At 52.6% G+C, this 14,617-nt stretch carries 16 protein-coding genes, 4 tRNA genes and 1 pseudogene; all 21 read right to left on the reverse strand.

Going from position 1 to position 14,617, the window contains the following annotated elements; all coding sequences use genetic code 11:
* Window positions 1-96: 96 nt before the first annotated feature.
* Window positions 97-858 (reverse strand): 5'/3'-nucleotidase SurE, encoded by a 762-nt coding sequence (surE, locus tag AXE86_RS00120; RefSeq protein WP_061943333.1) that lies wholly within the window; start codon window positions 856-858, stop codon window positions 97-99.
* Between the two features lie 79 nt (window positions 859-937).
* Window positions 938-1,013 (reverse strand) — tRNA-Lys (locus tag AXE86_RS00125).
* Window positions 1,014-1,149: 136 nt separating this feature from the next.
* Complete coding sequence (locus AXE86_RS00130; RefSeq protein WP_009441983.1) at window positions 1,150-2,100, reverse strand: malate dehydrogenase; 951 nt, start codon at window positions 2,098-2,100, stop codon at window positions 1,150-1,152.
* 196 nt (window positions 2,101-2,296) lie between these two features.
* Entirely contained in the window at window positions 2,297-2,452 is a 156-nt protein-coding gene (locus AXE86_RS12525; protein WP_198145316.1) for a hypothetical protein, read from the reverse strand.
* Window positions 2,453-2,685: 233 nt separating this feature from the next.
* Window positions 2,686-2,762, reverse strand: a tRNA-Met gene (locus AXE86_RS00135).
* A 2-nt stretch (window positions 2,763-2,764) separates the two neighbouring features.
* Window positions 2,765-2,850: transfer RNA gene (locus AXE86_RS00140), tRNA-Tyr, on the reverse strand.
* 56 nt (window positions 2,851-2,906) lie between these two features.
* Window positions 2,907-4,412 carry a lysine--tRNA ligase gene (gene lysS / locus AXE86_RS00145; protein ID WP_061943336.1) on the reverse strand — a complete coding sequence of 502 codons (1,506 nt, stop codon included), beginning with the start codon at window positions 4,410-4,412 and terminating at the stop codon, window positions 2,907-2,909.
* Between the two features lie 11 nt (window positions 4,413-4,423).
* A complete protein-coding gene (gene greA / locus AXE86_RS00150; protein WP_006689565.1) occupies window positions 4,424-4,894 on the reverse strand; it encodes a transcription elongation factor GreA in 471 nt (156 codons plus the stop codon).
* A 13-nt stretch (window positions 4,895-4,907) separates the two neighbouring features.
* The gene (locus tag AXE86_RS00155; protein ID WP_061943340.1) at window positions 4,908-5,204 is read right to left on the reverse strand and encodes a GIY-YIG nuclease family protein; all 297 of its coding nucleotides are present in this window, start codon (window positions 5,202-5,204) and stop codon (window positions 4,908-4,910) included.
* The gene (locus AXE86_RS00160) at window positions 5,201-5,809 is read right to left on the reverse strand and encodes a peptidylprolyl isomerase (RefSeq protein ID WP_061943343.1); all 609 of its coding nucleotides are present in this window, start codon (window positions 5,807-5,809) and stop codon (window positions 5,201-5,203) included. Before AXE86_RS00160 ends, AXE86_RS00155 begins: the two co-directional genes overlap by 4 nt.
* A gap of 23 nt (window positions 5,810-5,832) precedes the next feature.
* Window positions 5,833-6,549 (reverse strand): MBL fold metallo-hydrolase, encoded by a 717-nt coding sequence (locus tag AXE86_RS00165; protein WP_061943346.1) that lies wholly within the window; start codon window positions 6,547-6,549, stop codon window positions 5,833-5,835.
* Between the two features lie 6 nt (window positions 6,550-6,555).
* Window positions 6,556-7,476, reverse strand: coding sequence for a YitT family protein (locus AXE86_RS00170; RefSeq protein WP_061943349.1), 921 nt, complete (start codon window positions 7,474-7,476; stop codon window positions 6,556-6,558).
* On the reverse strand, window positions 7,473-8,135 hold the full coding sequence (locus AXE86_RS00175; protein WP_083501133.1) for a hypothetical protein: 663 nt from the start codon (window positions 8,133-8,135) through the stop codon (window positions 7,473-7,475). The genes AXE86_RS00170 and AXE86_RS00175 overlap by 4 nt, the downstream gene beginning before the upstream one ends.
* A 25-nt stretch (window positions 8,136-8,160) precedes the next feature.
* Window positions 8,161-9,393 (reverse strand): aminopeptidase, encoded by a 1,233-nt coding sequence (locus tag AXE86_RS00180; protein ID WP_061943352.1) that lies wholly within the window; start codon window positions 9,391-9,393, stop codon window positions 8,161-8,163.
* Window position 9,394: 1 nt separating this feature from the next.
* Window positions 9,395-9,838, reverse strand: coding sequence for a D-aminoacyl-tRNA deacylase (gene dtd / locus AXE86_RS00185; protein ID WP_061946895.1), 444 nt, complete (start codon window positions 9,836-9,838; stop codon window positions 9,395-9,397).
* 79 nt (window positions 9,839-9,917) lie between these two features.
* Entirely contained in the window at window positions 9,918-11,201 is a 1,284-nt protein-coding gene (locus tag AXE86_RS00190; protein WP_061943355.1) for a M18 family aminopeptidase, read from the reverse strand.
* 67 nt (window positions 11,202-11,268) lie between these two features.
* Window positions 11,269-11,345: transfer RNA gene (locus AXE86_RS00195), tRNA-Pro, on the reverse strand.
* 118 nt (window positions 11,346-11,463) lie between these two features.
* Window positions 11,464-12,534 (reverse strand): IS30 family transposase, encoded by a 1,071-nt coding sequence (locus AXE86_RS00200; RefSeq protein ID WP_061943358.1) that lies wholly within the window; start codon window positions 12,532-12,534, stop codon window positions 11,464-11,466.
* A gap of 125 nt (window positions 12,535-12,659) precedes the next feature.
* Window positions 12,660-13,121 (reverse strand): tRNA adenosine(34) deaminase TadA, encoded by a 462-nt coding sequence (gene tadA / locus AXE86_RS00205; RefSeq protein WP_009442474.1) that lies wholly within the window; start codon window positions 13,119-13,121, stop codon window positions 12,660-12,662.
* Window positions 13,111-13,389 (reverse strand): hypothetical protein, encoded by a 279-nt coding sequence (locus AXE86_RS00210; protein ID WP_009442475.1) that lies wholly within the window; start codon window positions 13,387-13,389, stop codon window positions 13,111-13,113. Before AXE86_RS00210 ends, tadA begins: the two co-directional genes overlap by 11 nt.
* A gap of 163 nt (window positions 13,390-13,552) precedes the next feature.
* Window positions 13,553-14,539: pseudogene (locus AXE86_RS00215) on the reverse strand (transposase); the annotation flags it as partial.
* Window positions 14,540-14,617 lie beyond the last annotated feature (78 nt).

The raw sequence follows: 14,617 nt of genomic DNA on the forward strand, positions 1-14,617 counted from the left end.
TGAACCACATTCATATTTAATATTATACCGCATACAGGAATGAAAAAAAAGAGGAGAAGGCCGAATCTCCTCTCTTTATAGTGATTATCAATGTGGTTATAGCGCATCACCCAGTTGGCGCAGCAACGGATAGTCCGTCATATCCACGCCCAGTGGGGTCACCGCGATCAGCCCATGCTCCACCGCATAGATATCCGTTCCAATTCCCTTATCCGTATCGGACACCTCGCCTGCTACCTTGTAATGCACACGCCCCTCTTCCATCTCAATGCGCTCAAATGCATTCACGTAATCGCGTCCGCCCTGGCGGCAGAACACAAATCGCGGCTCATTCCCCGCCAGATCCTTCGGGAAGTTGATGTTCAACAAAAATGGCTGATCTGCAGCAGCAAGAACTTGTTCCATGAATGGGACAAAACAATCTGCCGCATCGGCAAATGAAAGACTGCTGCCATCAAGAAGCGAGAGTGCAAACGATGAAATTCCATGGAAATATCCCTCAAAAGCGGCACCAACCGTTCCCGAGTAGATCACATCCGTACCGAGATTTGACCCGTGGTTGATCCCTGAAAGCACAACATTTGGACGTTCCTCTGCAATCGCATCCAGGTAGAGCTTCGCACAGTCCGTCGGTGTGCCGTCGATCGCCCACGCCGCGACATGACACTCTGCATCGAAATTCTCATCCTCACGCACCTCAATCGCACGCCCGATCGTCAGCGCGTGAGACGTACCACTCTGCTGATGCATAGGAGCCGCAACCGTCACATGATGTGCTCCGGACAGGCGGCGCGCAAGTACATGAATCCCCTCTGCAGCAATCCCATCGTCATTTGATATCAGGATATTCAAAGGCATCTTCCTCTCATTTGCTTGATACACGAAAGGCAGGTTGGTATGCCAACCTGCCTAAAACCGCATATGCGGCCAACATTCATGGTGACCCACCACGGAATCGAACCGTGAACCTACTGATTAAGAGTCAGTTGCTCTGCCAGTTGAGCTAGTGAGTCGTCTGCACCTTGCGGTGCATAGCTATTATAGAGGAACAATACATGCCTGTCAATCCCCTTCGCGTGTTTTCCATAATCACGCGTACAAAAAAGGATCTCCGAAGAGATCCTTTTTTATTCCTTCACGGAGAAAAGATTACTTCAGTGCATCAGCGAGCTGTGCATTGACAGCACGTGCAGCCTCGACACTCTCCTCGAACTTCACCTTCTCCTCGCCCTCGAGCTTGACATCGACAACTTTCTCAAAGCCGCCCTTGCCGAGGACAATAGGAACACCGACGCAGAGTTCCTTCTCGCCATACTCGCCTTCGAGGTAGACGCAGCAAGGAATAACCTTCTTCGAATCGAGCGCAATCGCCTCAACCAGCGTTGCAGCAGATGCGCCCGGCGCATACCACGCAGACGTACCAAGAAGCCCCGTCAGCGTTGCGCCGCCGACCTTCGTCTTCTGGACAACATCAGCAAGGACATCCTTCGAGAGGAGCTGCGTGACAGGAATGCCGCGGAGCGTTGCAATGCTGACGAGCGGAACCATCGTCTTGTCATTGTGTCCGCCAATGACCATACCGTCCACATCGGTCGGGGTTGCAGGATGCCCTGCCTTGTTGAGTGCCTCAGAGAGATAATAACGGAAACGGCTGCTGTCAAGCATGCCGCCCATGCCGATGATGCGGTTGCGCGGAAGTCCTGTGGACTTGAGTGCAAGATAGGTCATCGCATCCATCGGGTTGGAGATGATGATGAAGATCGCATTCGGGGAATGCTTCAGCGCCTGCTCCACAACACTCTTGACGATCTTTGCATTGACGCCGACAAGCTCCTCACGCGTCATGCCCGGCTTACGCGGAAGACCGGAGGTAACAACGATAACATCGGAATTTGCCGTCGCAGCGTAGTCATTCGTAACACCCTTGACCGTCGTGTCAAAGCCGAGCGCATGCGAGCACTGCATCATGTCCATTGCCTTGCCCTCGGAGACACCCTCTTTGATGTCGATAAGGACAACCTCACTCGCAAACTTCTTGAGCGCAACGACGTTTGCTACGGTAGCACCTACGTTACCTGCACCAACAACAGTTACCTTCATACGTATTTCCTCCTTAGTAAAGCTCTTGTGCTGCTTGTTTCACAATAAACAACACAATTAGAACAAGGTATACCAATAGATCTGAACTATGAAATCATTATAACATCTCCATTCAGAAAAATCAATTACTTTTCCGTACTCAATGTCACAGTTACAGAAAATAAATGAAAAATTCTAACGCTGAGCGATGCTTTCTTCATTTTTGGAAGAATTTGGTCATAAATCGAGACGGCGGATCGGTCATCATAACATGGATGCCCATATAGAGACGATTTTTCTCCTCATACACCCGGCAGAACGCCGTCATATATTCACATAGTACATAGTCTGCCGGATTATATTTATACTCCATCGTCATCACCTCCCATAGGATTCATAAGCCAAATTATTCCTCATTATGAGACTCAATCCTCTGGTATCAAATCCACAAAATAATCGAGGACTCTATCAATAAAAGCCTCCTTCATCTTTATTAATTCCTTTAACTATTTATTCTAATTAAAATTTATGCCCTTTTATCTATAGACATGGCATTAAAAAATCCCCTCGTCCGAAAATCATCAGACGAGAGGATATATGTTCATTTGGTGGCGGCACAGAGATTTGAACTCCGGACACTGCGGGTATGAACCGCATGCTCTAGCCAACTGAGCTATGCCGCCGATGGTGGGCAGGGATGGATTCGAACCATCGTAATCCGAAGATGACAGATTTACAGTCTGTTGCCTTTAACCACTCGGCCACCTACCCAAAAACTTTGACAAGTATATGCGATAAGGCGCTCCTTTGTCAAGGAGTTTTTCCCGTTATTCAGCAAGCGGTTTCATCGTCGGGAACAGCAGCACATCGCGGATGGACGGGCTGTCCGTCAGGAGCATGACGAGGCGGTCAATGCCGATGCCAAGTCCGCCTGTCGGCGGAAGTCCGTACTCAAGTGCCGTCACATAGTCATGATCCATGACATGTGCCTCGGCATCCCCTGCCTCGCGCTGTGCGAGCTGATCCAGGAAGCGCTGTTCCTGATCGATGGGATCGTTCAGCTCCGTAAAGCCATTGGCGAGCTCACGCCCATAGATGAAGAACTCAAAGCGATCTGTGATGCGCGGGTCGTCCGCATTCCGCTTGGCGAGCGGCGAGATCTCCGTCGGATGTCCCGTGATGAAGGTCGGCTGCATCAGAGACTCCTCGACCTTCTCCTCAAATGCCGCATTGAGAATTCCACCGATGCCATGACGCTCCTCGAACGGGACGTGAATCTCGCGCGCCATGGCGCGTGCCTCGTCCACTGTACGGCAGGAGAGGAAGTCCTTCCCCGTCGCCTCACGGACAGCATCATTCATACTGATGGTACGCACCTGTCCGAGGTCGATCTCAACCCCCTGATACGTGATCTTCGTCATCCCCAGTACATCCTCTGCCGCCTGACGGACAATGCCCTCTGTGATCGCCATGAGATCGCGATGGTCAGCAAATGCCTGATAGATCTCAATGGAGGTAAACTCAGGGTTATGCCGTACGTCCATCCCCTCGTTGCGGAAGACGCGCCCCATCTCGTAGACGCGATCCAGTCCGCCGACGATCAGACGCTTTAGACTGAGCTCGGTCGCAATACGCAGATAGAGGTCGATGTCGAGCGCGTTGTGATGTGTGACAAAGGGACGCGCCGCTGCCCCGCCCGCGAGTGTGGAAAGCACGGGCGTCTCAACCTCTAGGAAGTCGCGCGCATCGAGATAGCGGCGAATCGATTGGAGGATTGCTGTGCGCTTGCGGAATGTCTCACGCACCTCCTGATTGACCATGAGATCAAGATAGCGCTGACGATAGCGTGTATCCACGTCCTTCAGTCCGTGGAACTTCTCAGGCAGAGGACGAAGCGCCTTGGCGAGGAGGTCAAAGTCCTCGACACGCACAGTCACCTCGCCGCGCCGCGTCTTAAAGACGACACCGCGAATGCCGATGATATCGCCAATATCGAGCCGCTTGAACTCTTCCTTGTACTTCTGTTCGCCGAGCACGTCAAGCTTAAAGTACACCTGAATGTTCCCCGTGCGGTCATTCAACGTGGAGAAGGACGCCTTGCCATGCCCGCGAATCGCCATCAGGCGTCCCGCGATGCGAACTTCCTTCCCTTCTTCATCCTCGGCGAGATGATCGTATTCCTTTTTCAGATCCGCCGCATAGTCCGTGACCTCATAGCGATGTCCAAACGGGGCAATCCCCATGGCGCGGAACGCATCCATCTTTTCCCGACGGACGCGCATCATTTCATTCAGATCCTGTTCCTGAGCAACGGATGCATGTTCTTCAGCCATCAATGTTCCTTTCACTTCTTGATATCGATAATCTTGTACTGGATGACACCCGCGGGGGCATTCACATTGATGGTGCGCCCGATTTTCTGTCCGAGGAGCGCCTCACCGAGCGGGGACTCATTCGAGATCTTTCCCTCATCGGGATCCGCCTCTGTCGAGCCGACGATGAGGAACGTCTCCTCCTCGTCAAACTCCAAATCCTTAACCGTCACACGGCTGCCCATCGTCACAGTCTTGCCGTCGCCCGCCTTGATGATGTCGGAGTTGCGAATCTTGTTCTCGAGCTCCTGAATCTCGCCCTCGAGAAATGCCTGCTCATTCTTCGCGTCATCGTACTCAGAGTTCTCGGAGAGGTCACCGAGAGCAATGGCGGCCTTTAAACGCTCTGCGATCTCGATGCGTCGAACGCTTTTGAGATAGTTGAGTTTCTCAACGAGCTTGTTGTACCCATCTTCGGTCAGCATGACCTTTTTCTCTGCCATGAAATGATCTCCTTCACTCTATGTGTACTTTTTTATTGATTTCATCCAGCAGAGCGGTGAGCTCCTCACCGCCTGACAGGACTAATGCTTCTCTTTGTGCATGCCGGAGTTTTTTGATCTGACATTCCCTCCGCTGCGCCTCCTCCTTCGTCGCAAAGGACTCGACATAGGCGAGGAAAACGGGGCGGTGCGCACGCGTGTACTTTGCCCCGCTGCCGTCGTTATGCGCACGAAGACGTCGCTCAAGGTCGTTCGTCCAGCCCGCGTAAAGGCTCCTGTCCGCGCACCGCAGGAGGTAGGTGTAGTTCATTCGTCCGCGGACTTGATCGTGATCTTCTCGATCACAACATCATGCACGGGTCGGTCTGCATAACCGGTCTGTGTGTGTCCAATGTCACGTACGACATCCATCCCCTCGATCACCTTTCCGAAAACGGAATGATGATCGTCCAGCCACGGCGTCGCAGCGAGCGTGATGAAGAACTGACTTCCGCCCGTATTGGGGCCCGCATTTGCCATGGAGAGGATACCCTCATCATCGTGACGGAGTGACGGGTCGAACTCATCGGGAATACTGTAGCCCGGACCACCCGTGCCATTCCCGTTCGGATCTCCGCCCTGAATCATGAATCCGTCGATGACGCGATGGAAAATCAGCCCGTCATAGAAGCCCTTCTCCACGAGGTCGATGAAATTCTTCGTCGTGATCGGTGCCTTGTCCTCAAACAGCTCGACCTCAAATGTTCCCTTATTCGTTGTAAAAATTGCGATGCGATTTGCCACGGTGTGTTGTTCTCCTTTTTGATTCTGTAACAGCTTGTTGAGTGACATCCCTGCGTTCCCGCTGTGCGCGATGCAAAGCACGGCAGCCAGAACGGCAACAACGAGCGCAAGGACAGAAAATTTCTTTCCCATTCTACCGAATGCTCTCCTATATTTCAACCAAAATTGGAAAATTTATGCCGCTCTCCCGCCGTGCAGGGGGACCACACAGGAATTTCACGCCCCTTGGCAAAGAAATCTGCGGAGGGCTGCCATGCGGGATAGCCAACGGAATGCATCGCAACGAGTGCGCGCGGGTTCGTCTCGGCGCAGAACACCTTCGCACCGCGTTCCATGGATGGCCCGAGACGCCCGTCCACGGGGAAAAACGCGACGTCACACGAAAGCCCTGCCAGCCGTTTCATCTGTTTCCGAAAGCCGTTCTCGGCAAACTTACGGTTCACCTCGGTGTCCCCTGTCCAATCCCACCAGTTGAAATCACCTGCATGGAAGATACGCTTTCCGTCCGCCTCGACGAGGAACGATGTTCCCTCATCCGTAGAGGAGAACGAGGTCACGGATATACACTCATCCTTCCACGCATCATAGCAACCGATCCACGTGGTCTTATCCTGCGGAATCCGTGCTGCTCCTGCATTCTCACGAATGTCCTCACTGAGGATATAGCGTTTGGTGTGTGCCGAAAAATCGGCAATCATCGGATTAAAGTGGTCAAAATGTGCATGTGACGCGAAAAAATACAATGGTGCATCCCCATGTGCCCCAATCTCCTTGGGTAGTACGCCGGCAGGATCATCAAACGCATCGAACACGAGCAGAATCTCTCCCACACGGATAAGAAAGCCGCTGTTCAGCAAATAGGTCGCTTCCATGAACACTCATCTCCTTTCATTTTCATCTTCCGCATTTTCATCGGATGCTGCGGCATCGTTTTGATTGATTCGCCCGAATCCACGCCCCATAACCTCATTTGCCGACATAATGATGACGAAGGCATGAGGATCGACATTATGGACGATAAATTTCAGTTTTCCGACCTGCGTTGTCCCGACGCAAACGAAGACAACGTTGCGCTCACGGCGCGTATATGCTCCCTGTCCATGCAGGAATGTGACACCGCGGTGCATGTTGTCGATGATACTCTCCGCGATTTCCCGATGGCGATCGGAGACAATCAGCACGGCCTTGCGCTGATTGAAGCCAGCGACGATCTTATCCACCATCGTCGCATTGATGAACATATAGATCAGCGTAAACATCGCCGGTGCCATGCCAAAGAGGAATGCGGCCATCAGCATGATGAGACAGTTGAGCGAGAAAAGCACGCCTCCCATGTGCAGATCATAGTACTTTCGCACGATCGCTGCAAGGATGTCGAATCCGCCCGTACTGCCGTTCATGCGGAACACCAAGCCGTAGCCGAGTCCTGCGAATACACCGCCGTACACTGTTGTCAGCATCATATCGTTCACCGGTGCATAGGCATTAAGTGGACGTGTGAGATCGAGCAGAAAAGAAAAAATCGCTGTACCGATGATAATATCGACTGTATACGCACGTCCCATCAGCTTCCACGCCATGAAGAGCAGCGGAATGTTATAGACGAACGTCTGCAGACCGATCGGCAGTCCGAACAGATAGTAGACAATCATCGCAATTCCGGTTGCACCGCCCGTGAGCAAATGCGCCGGAACGAGAAATAGATTGATCGCGCTGCTCGCGATGAGACATCCCAACGTGATACCGGCATAGCGCATGACGCGATGCCCCAGCATACGCATGTGCAGATGATGCGTCATGTTCCGTATCCTCCCAGACGAACAGGAGCAGCAGACGGCAGCGCAGTCACGTCAATCTCCTTCTGTTCGATGAAATCACGCGCAAGATCCTGCACACCAAACGGACTGTATGGAGCGCGTGAGAGTTCCTCTGTCTCCTCCTCGGTCAGCGGCAGCATGGTCATCCGCGCGGAAAGCAGTGCTCCGTGCTCGGCATCCAGATTCAACACGAGATGGCGGTGCACATTCATCGGATCGTCATAAACATAGCAGGTATGATCATCCCTGAACTGCCGCTGTGCTTTTCCAAACACACGAAAGATGTAGCTGCTCGTCGCACCATAGCGCACATCTTGCCGCAGACGGTACGCTTCTCCCATGAGGCTGATGTCCACCACCTTCTTTCCTGCGACAGTGGTCGAGACGACAACATCCCCGTATGTGAACGTACGCAGATGAATCCCATGAACCATCTGCGTCCCCTCTGTATCCTCCTCACCCCAGGCCTGTTTGAGTGACTGCTCTGCATCCCCGAGGGAAATGCCACGATAGGAAAAGTCCGTGTCCTGTATCTGCCCCGCCGCTTCTCCTCTTGCAAAGAGAACACAGAATGCCAGCATACAGGAAAGAAAAAAGAGGATGCTCTGCGTATTGTTCCGCATATTCTTCACCTCAACCATCGGAAGCAATCAGATAGGGACGTTCTCAAAAGGAAAAGCTGCCATGCTCCATGATCGTGATCTCCTCTCCCGCCCGCGTCCTGCCGATGACGGATAGATCTGCCGTTCCGATCATAAAGTCCTCGTGAACAAGGGAATGATTGACTCCATGACGGAGAAGCTCCTCCTCCGTCATGCCATCGCCTCCCCTGATGCACGTCGGATACGCCTTACCCAAGGCCAAATGACAGGACGCATTCTCATCAAAGAGCGTATTGTAAAAGAGGATACCGCTCGCAGAGATGGGCGACGCGTGCGGCACGAGAGCCACCTCGCCAAGGAAGGGTGCCCCCTCATCTGTCTGCAAGAGCTCGCGCAGATGCTCCTCCCCGCTCTCCGCATGGTAGTCCGTTACCTTCCCCGCACGGAATGTCAGCGAAAAACCAGAGATCAGATTTCCGTTATAGTGCAGGGGCTTCGACGCAACAACAACACCGTTCACACCGTCTCGCTTCGGCAGTGTGTAGACTTCCTCCGTGGGAATATTCGCGACAAACATCGTCCCCGATGCCGCCCATTCCGCACCGCCCATCCAGATATGCCCCTTGGGCAGCTCCACATGGAGATTCGTGCCCAGACCGTTCCGATAGTGAAGTTCCGAAAAATCATGTGCATTCAGAAAATCTGCCGTCTTCTGCAGAGCGGACACGTGCTCCTTCCACGCCGCAACGGGGTCAGACTCCTCCGACACGCGTACGGCACGCAGAATCTCCGTCCAGAGACGCGCGACCGCCGTCTCTTCTGTCTCATGTGGGAATACCTTGCACGCCCACGCAGGCGTAGGAGCAGAGACAACACACCACGTATTCTGATTGCTCATCAGCCGCGCACGATAGTCCTGCAGAGCCTTGCCTGCTGTCTGCCCCGCCTCCGTCAGACGCTTCGGGTCGACATCGGAGAAGAGATCCGGATTTTCCGCCGCGATGGAGATAAACGCAGCTCCCTGCGCCGCACTTTCATCATAGAAGGCCTTCCGCCATGCGGGAAACTCACGGAACCGTGCCGCAGGCGCCTGGCGAAAGCGGATGTGTGAGAACTCCTCATCACTCCAGTTCACGGCAACATCATGCGCACCCGCATTGTAGCCCTCCGCCGCGAGCGCATGGACAAAATCTGCACAAGTGATCGGCGCATGAATAACGAGCGGTTGGTCTTCCTGAAGATTCACGCCGACACGTACCACAAGAGCGGCATATTTACGAAGCAAATTCGTATTCATTCTATACCTCATCCGTATCAAAGAGGAGCGTCACGGGACCGTCGTTGACCGATGCCACCCGCATATCCGCACCGAATTCTCCATGTGCGACAGAAACGCCGTGTTCCCTTAGATGCGTCATAAACGCCTCATACATAGGAATTGCCACATCCGGCTTTGCCGCCTTGGAAAATCCCGGACGGCGCTTTTTGAGATCCGCAAAGAGCGTAAACTGCGAGATCACCAATACTGCACCGTTCACCTCAGAGAGCGCACGGTTCATCTTCCCCGCATCATCAGAGAACACGCGCAGATGAACGATCTTTTCCGCCAGATGCGCTGCATCGGCGTCCGTATCCTCCGGTGCAATACCAAGCAGAATGAGATAGCCCGTCCCGATCTGTCCATGCAGGACCCCATCAATATGGACGGATGCCTCCTTGACACGCGTGACCACTGCTCGCAACATATCACCCCGTTGTATTCTCCGTATTTTCTCTACATAATGTGCTCTATTATAACACGCCTTGCCGCGGATGTCTTTCCTATGCGGAGAAAAAAGACGAAAGAAGCCGCGTAAGTGCTGTCTGATCCTCTGCCCCCATGGTCTCGCGTGCAGAGTGCATCCCAAGAACAGGGACGCCGATATCCACCGTCCGCATTGGCAGCTGTGCCGATAGAATCGAGCCAAGTGTCGCCCCGCCCGGCGCATCCGAATGATTCGTAAACACCTGATAGGGGGTCTCCTCGTCCTCGCACAGTGTCCTTATGACAGCACGCCCGTAGGCATCCCCTGCATAGGATTGATTCGCCGCCACTTTCAGGACGACGCCTCCATTCAGCACGGGCTGATTCGTCGGATCTGCCTTCTCTGGTACATTGGGATGGAGTGCATGAGCAACATCCACCGAGAGACAGAATCCTTGCAGAATCGTCTCAAGATACTCCTCACGTGAGCATCCGAGGGCCGTATAGACCTGCTCCAAGATCATCCCCAACACAGCCGAGCCTGCGCCCTGCTTCGTACGGCTACCGACCTCCTCATTGTCAAAGAGCGCTGTGACACGGATCCCTTCTGTGCCATTCCAGTCATTCACAGCATCGAGACATGCCTTGACCGAGGACAGATTATCGAGGCGCGGCGCCGACAGAAACGCATTGTCCGCTCCCAGCAGGCAGCCGCACTCACAGGGATAGGCATTCAGATCATAGGACAGGATCTCCTCCGGGGGAGCATTCAGCTCCTCGGCGAGAAGTGCGATCAGTCTATCCTCGTCAGCGCCTTCTTCACGACCGTCAAGGAAGAGCAGCGGCAGGAGATCCTTCTGCGGCTTCAGCTCCACTCCCTCATTCACTTTACGGTTCATGTGTATCGCAAGATTCGGAACGATCATCAGCGGGCGGCGAAAATCGACACAGTGCATCTGCGGAGCAAGAGGATCTGCACTACGCACAGCCACAGCCCCTGCGAGGGAAAGGGGACGATCCATCCACGTACTGCGGATCATCCCGCCGTATACCTCCACATTGAGCTTGCCATAGCCGTGCTCATGCATCACCGCATGCGGCTTGACGCGCAGACATGGAAAATCCGTATGGGCACAGACAATGCGCAGCGGACCGTGCACATTCTCGCCAATCGAAACGACAACGCCGCCCGTATCAAACAGGGGAAAATAATAGCTGTGCCCCGCAGAAATTCCTTCCTCAGGAGACAGATGTGCCCCGAGCAGTGCATTGCACGTCCTGCCTGCCACATGATATGGCGAAGTCGCCGTATCAATAAAGTCAATCAATTCCTCGGCACATTTCATCTCTTCGTAGGTCACGTGAAAGCCCTCCGCCCCATAAACAGAAAAAGACCCGCCCACCGGCTGGTCTTCACTAAACAAAAAATGGTCGGGATGACAGGGTTCGAACCTGCGGCCTCATCGTCCCGAACGATGCGCGCTACCAAACTGCGCCACATCCCGACAACGATATGTATTCTAGCAAGTTTCATCGGAAAATGCAAGCATTATTTTTTCAGCTTGTCTGCCAAGGCAAATTGCAAGTTTAATTGTCGCAAGGTCTCGTTAAACTTTTAGCGAGTTATATCATCGCAGCATACATATCATTTGCTGACTTATATCCGAAAATTTTGGGCGGATAGTTGTTAACCCAATCTTCGATCCGCTGCAGTTCCTTCGGCTTCAATTTGCTGAAGTCCGTTCCCTTGGGAAGAAACCTGCGCAGCATCCGATTTCCGTTTTCGTTGCTTCCACGCTCCCAGCTGCTGTACGGATGCGCGTAATATACCTCGCCGCATTTGGCGGCACGCTTCATTCCTTCGCCATCCAAAAACTCTGACCCCTTGTTCGCCGTGATACTCTTGAATACGTGCGTAAAGTCTCCTTTGACGCGCCGCTGCAACCGACGAAGTGCTTGCAGTACTTCTTTTTGGCTCTTGTTCTTTATCAGAACATAGAGTGATTTCCTCGTCTGTCGTTCGACCAATGTTAAAATTACCGGCTTTGTCCCTTTGCGACCGACGACCAAGTCAATCTCCCAATGTCCGAACTCCTCTCTCCGATTCACCGGCTCAGGGCGCTCGTCGATGCTTTTCCCGTCCCGGTTATTCCACGCAACGCCGCGCCTGCTGTTTTCTGTCTGTTTGTCTCGATTCTTTTTGTAGAGGAGGTCGTCGTTTGTGAGTTCGAGAAACAGCTGCTGATCGATATAGTTATACAGGGGCTTGACACAAATGCGGACATCATAGCTCCAGCCGCGTTGACAGAGCTCACCGATAACTGCCGCAGGAGACCATTTTTCTGTTTTGATCTTATGTTCAATGTGTCGAGCAAGCGCGTGGTCTTTATCGATTTTCAGCCCCCGCCCTTTACGAGCAGCGTTTTCCTCGTGTCGCCTTTGTGCTGCATCGGCAAGATACACCCACTGCACCTGCAGGTCTCCGCAGGTCTTGATATTCTTCGTCGCAGGTTTGAGCTGTGCTGTCATTCCAAGACGCCGCTCCCGCTCAATCGTACGCTTGGAGCAGCCAATGTACGCGGCGATTTCCTGCGGCTTCAACCCGGCCTGGAAATAGGCTTCGATTTTGTACCGATCCAGCTCCGTCAGCTGTTTCCATTTCCCTGTTCTTGTAGTACAATGATTCTGTTCCATTTTGCAGTCTCACTTTCAGTTTCTTTTTGTGTTGTGACTAAAAGTTTAACTGAACCGTTTGCAAAATGGAACTTTTTGCGTCAATTTATTTACAACTTACGTCAGCTTGTCTGCCAAGCACGCAATCAACCCCTTTTCCGCCGCTCTCGAAAGAAGTTCTTGAGCAGAGCGGCACACTCCTCGGCCAATACCCCGGCACACACATCCGGTTGATGGTTCAGTCCCGGACATCCTGTGATATTGAACAGGGATTCACACGCCCCTGCTTTGCTGTCTGTGCTCCCGTAGACGACACGGCTGATGCGGCTCATCACGATTGCACCGGCACACATGGGACACGGCTCAATGGTGACATAGAGCGTCATCCCCGTCAGTCGCCAACGCCCTAGTGCCTTACAGGCACGGCGGATCGCAATCAGCTCTGCATGTGCTGTGGCATCGTGCTCCGTCTCACGTAGATTGTATCCACTCGAAATGACACTGCCTACATCATCGAGGATGACTGCACCGATGGGGACCTCTCCGCATTGATAGGCACGCCTCGCCTCTTCCAAGGCGAGGCGCATGCCATGAAGATCATCCGGCATGAGGCAGTTTTCTCTTTGCATCGGAAATGTCAGCCTTTCCCTGATAAAACAGGGACTGCGTTGCACGCCCGATCTCCAGATGATATGCCGTCTCGGAATCCTCCTGCTTCATCTGTCTCTTTTTCTTCTTTTCTACCTCATCTTCAAAGATAGAGGAAAAGGATTCATCCTTTTCTCGCTCTTCAAACCCTTTTCTGCGCTCAAAGAGCTCATCGTTATTGAAGCGGACGCGCTTAATGCGCATGACACGTTCAACTCGTTCTACCATTGCTGACACCTCCTTACATTCCAGAATGGATGTTATTTACGATCTCACCTTTAATATCGACATTTCGATGTAAACCTTAAACAGAAAGGGGCTGTTGCACGAAGGTAAATGATCTGACCCCCAAAAGTTAGATTCTATAAGTCTAACTTTTGGGGGTCAGATCATCAGCCACGAGTTTCCGGCTCCTTTTTCCGATGTGTGCATGAAAATCCTCCAAAAACGGGATGAGTGTCCGTGTATCTGTCGGGTTCGGGTAAACACCTGCCCATACGATAAAGGATGCCTCCACGCCATATTGCAGATTATATGCCGGCTTTAACTGCCCGTTCTTCATTGCATCTTCTTTCATCCGCATGAAGGTTGCCTCATAATCTGTCTTGGAAAAGCTGTTGCGGTCCCCGCAGATGTGCAGCTTCTTTGTGTAGTCCTTCAGACGGCTGATGTAAGAGTCCAGTATCTCCATGGTACGCTGAAGCACGGTCTTTCGTTTTCCGCTCCCGTAAACGAAGATGATGTTTTGCTCTTTTTGGATGCGTTTCAGATGGTGCAGGCGAATCTCAGAGCCACGGCGCAGGTGGATACCGAACTCTTTTTCTACGCCGGCAAGAAAGGTGTCGAGTTTCTCCATGAGTTTGGTACGGTTCTTTGCAATGCCTTTTTTCCAAACGAAGGTGTACTTGCCCGCAACTGCTTCGATCTTTGTGCCGTCGACAAAGAGGTTCTCAAACGAGATGGCTCCAACGGATGCAAGAAACTGTACCATTTGTGCCAGAATCTCCTTGGCGTAGGGGGCAAAGTGCTCCCTGCGAAAACGGGCAATGGTTGTGTGATCGGGTGCGGGTCGCCCTTCGAGCAGATACATGAAGTGAATGTCCCTTAGGCATACCTCCTCAATGCGGCGGGAACTGTAGATTTGATTCATGTATGTGTAGATGAGGATGGCAAGCAGCTGATGCGGTGATACGAGATCCCGCTCGGCACGCCGAAAGCTCTTGTAAAGAGGCGTAAGATCCATTTGATGGATGCAGTGGAGCAGGAGACGAACGGGATCGTCCTTCTTGATTTGAAATTCAAAGTTGAGGGGGAGGCTGGGTTGAAATGTGCCTCCGTAGGATGTATAATCCTTATGTAAAATTTGTTGCATACTCATATTTTACGCCAGAAGCCGGTGTTTGAAAACACCGGCTTCTGTGTTTTTTGCACAAAATTGAGGCTGTTGCACGTTGGT

The organism is Selenomonas sp. oral taxon 136, from assembly GCF_001554015.1.
Taxonomy (GTDB): domain Bacteria; phylum Bacillota; class Negativicutes; order Selenomonadales; family Selenomonadaceae; genus Centipeda; species Centipeda felix.

Bases quoted from the DNA above. Each gene is read 5' to 3' on its own strand.
- surE (WP_061943333.1), bottom strand. From the start codon at position 858: ATGCCTTTGAATATCCTGATATCAAATGACGATGGGATTGCTGCAGAG.
- AXE86_RS00130 (WP_009441983.1), bottom strand. From the start codon at position 2,100: ATGAAGGTAACTGTTGTTGGTGCAGGTAACGTAGGTGCTACCGTAGCA.
- AXE86_RS12525 (WP_198145316.1), bottom strand. From the start codon at position 2,452: ATGGAGTATAAATATAATCCGGCAGACTATGTACTATGTGAATATATG.
- lysS (WP_061943336.1), bottom strand. From the start codon at position 4,412: ATGGCTGAAGAACATGCATCCGTTGCTCAGGAACAGGATCTGAATGAA.
- greA (WP_006689565.1), bottom strand. From the start codon at position 4,894: ATGGCAGAGAAAAAGGTCATGCTGACCGAAGATGGGTACAACAAGCTC.
- AXE86_RS00155 (WP_061943340.1), bottom strand. From the start codon at position 5,204: ATGAACTACACCTACCTCCTGCGGTGCGCGGACAGGAGCCTTTACGCG.
- AXE86_RS00160 (WP_061943343.1), bottom strand. From the start codon at position 5,809: ATGGGAAAGAAATTTTCTGTCCTTGCGCTCGTTGTTGCCGTTCTGGCT.
- AXE86_RS00165 (WP_061943346.1), bottom strand. From the start codon at position 6,549: ATGGAAGCGACCTATTTGCTGAACAGCGGCTTTCTTATCCGTGTGGGA.
- AXE86_RS00170 (WP_061943349.1), bottom strand. From the start codon at position 7,476: ATGACGCATCATCTGCACATGCGTATGCTGGGGCATCGCGTCATGCGC.
- AXE86_RS00175 (WP_083501133.1), bottom strand. From the start codon at position 8,135: ATGGTTGAGGTGAAGAATATGCGGAACAATACGCAGAGCATCCTCTTT.
- AXE86_RS00180 (WP_061943352.1), bottom strand. From the start codon at position 9,393: ATGAATACGAATTTGCTTCGTAAATATGCCGCTCTTGTGGTACGTGTC.
- AXE86_RS00200 (WP_061943358.1), bottom strand. From the start codon at position 12,534: ATGGAACAGAATCATTGTACTACAAGAACAGGGAAATGGAAACAGCTG.
- tadA (WP_009442474.1), bottom strand. From the start codon at position 13,121: ATGCCGGATGATCTTCATGGCATGCGCCTCGCCTTGGAAGAGGCGAGG.
- AXE86_RS00210 (WP_009442475.1), bottom strand. From the start codon at position 13,389: ATGGTAGAACGAGTTGAACGTGTCATGCGCATTAAGCGCGTCCGCTTC.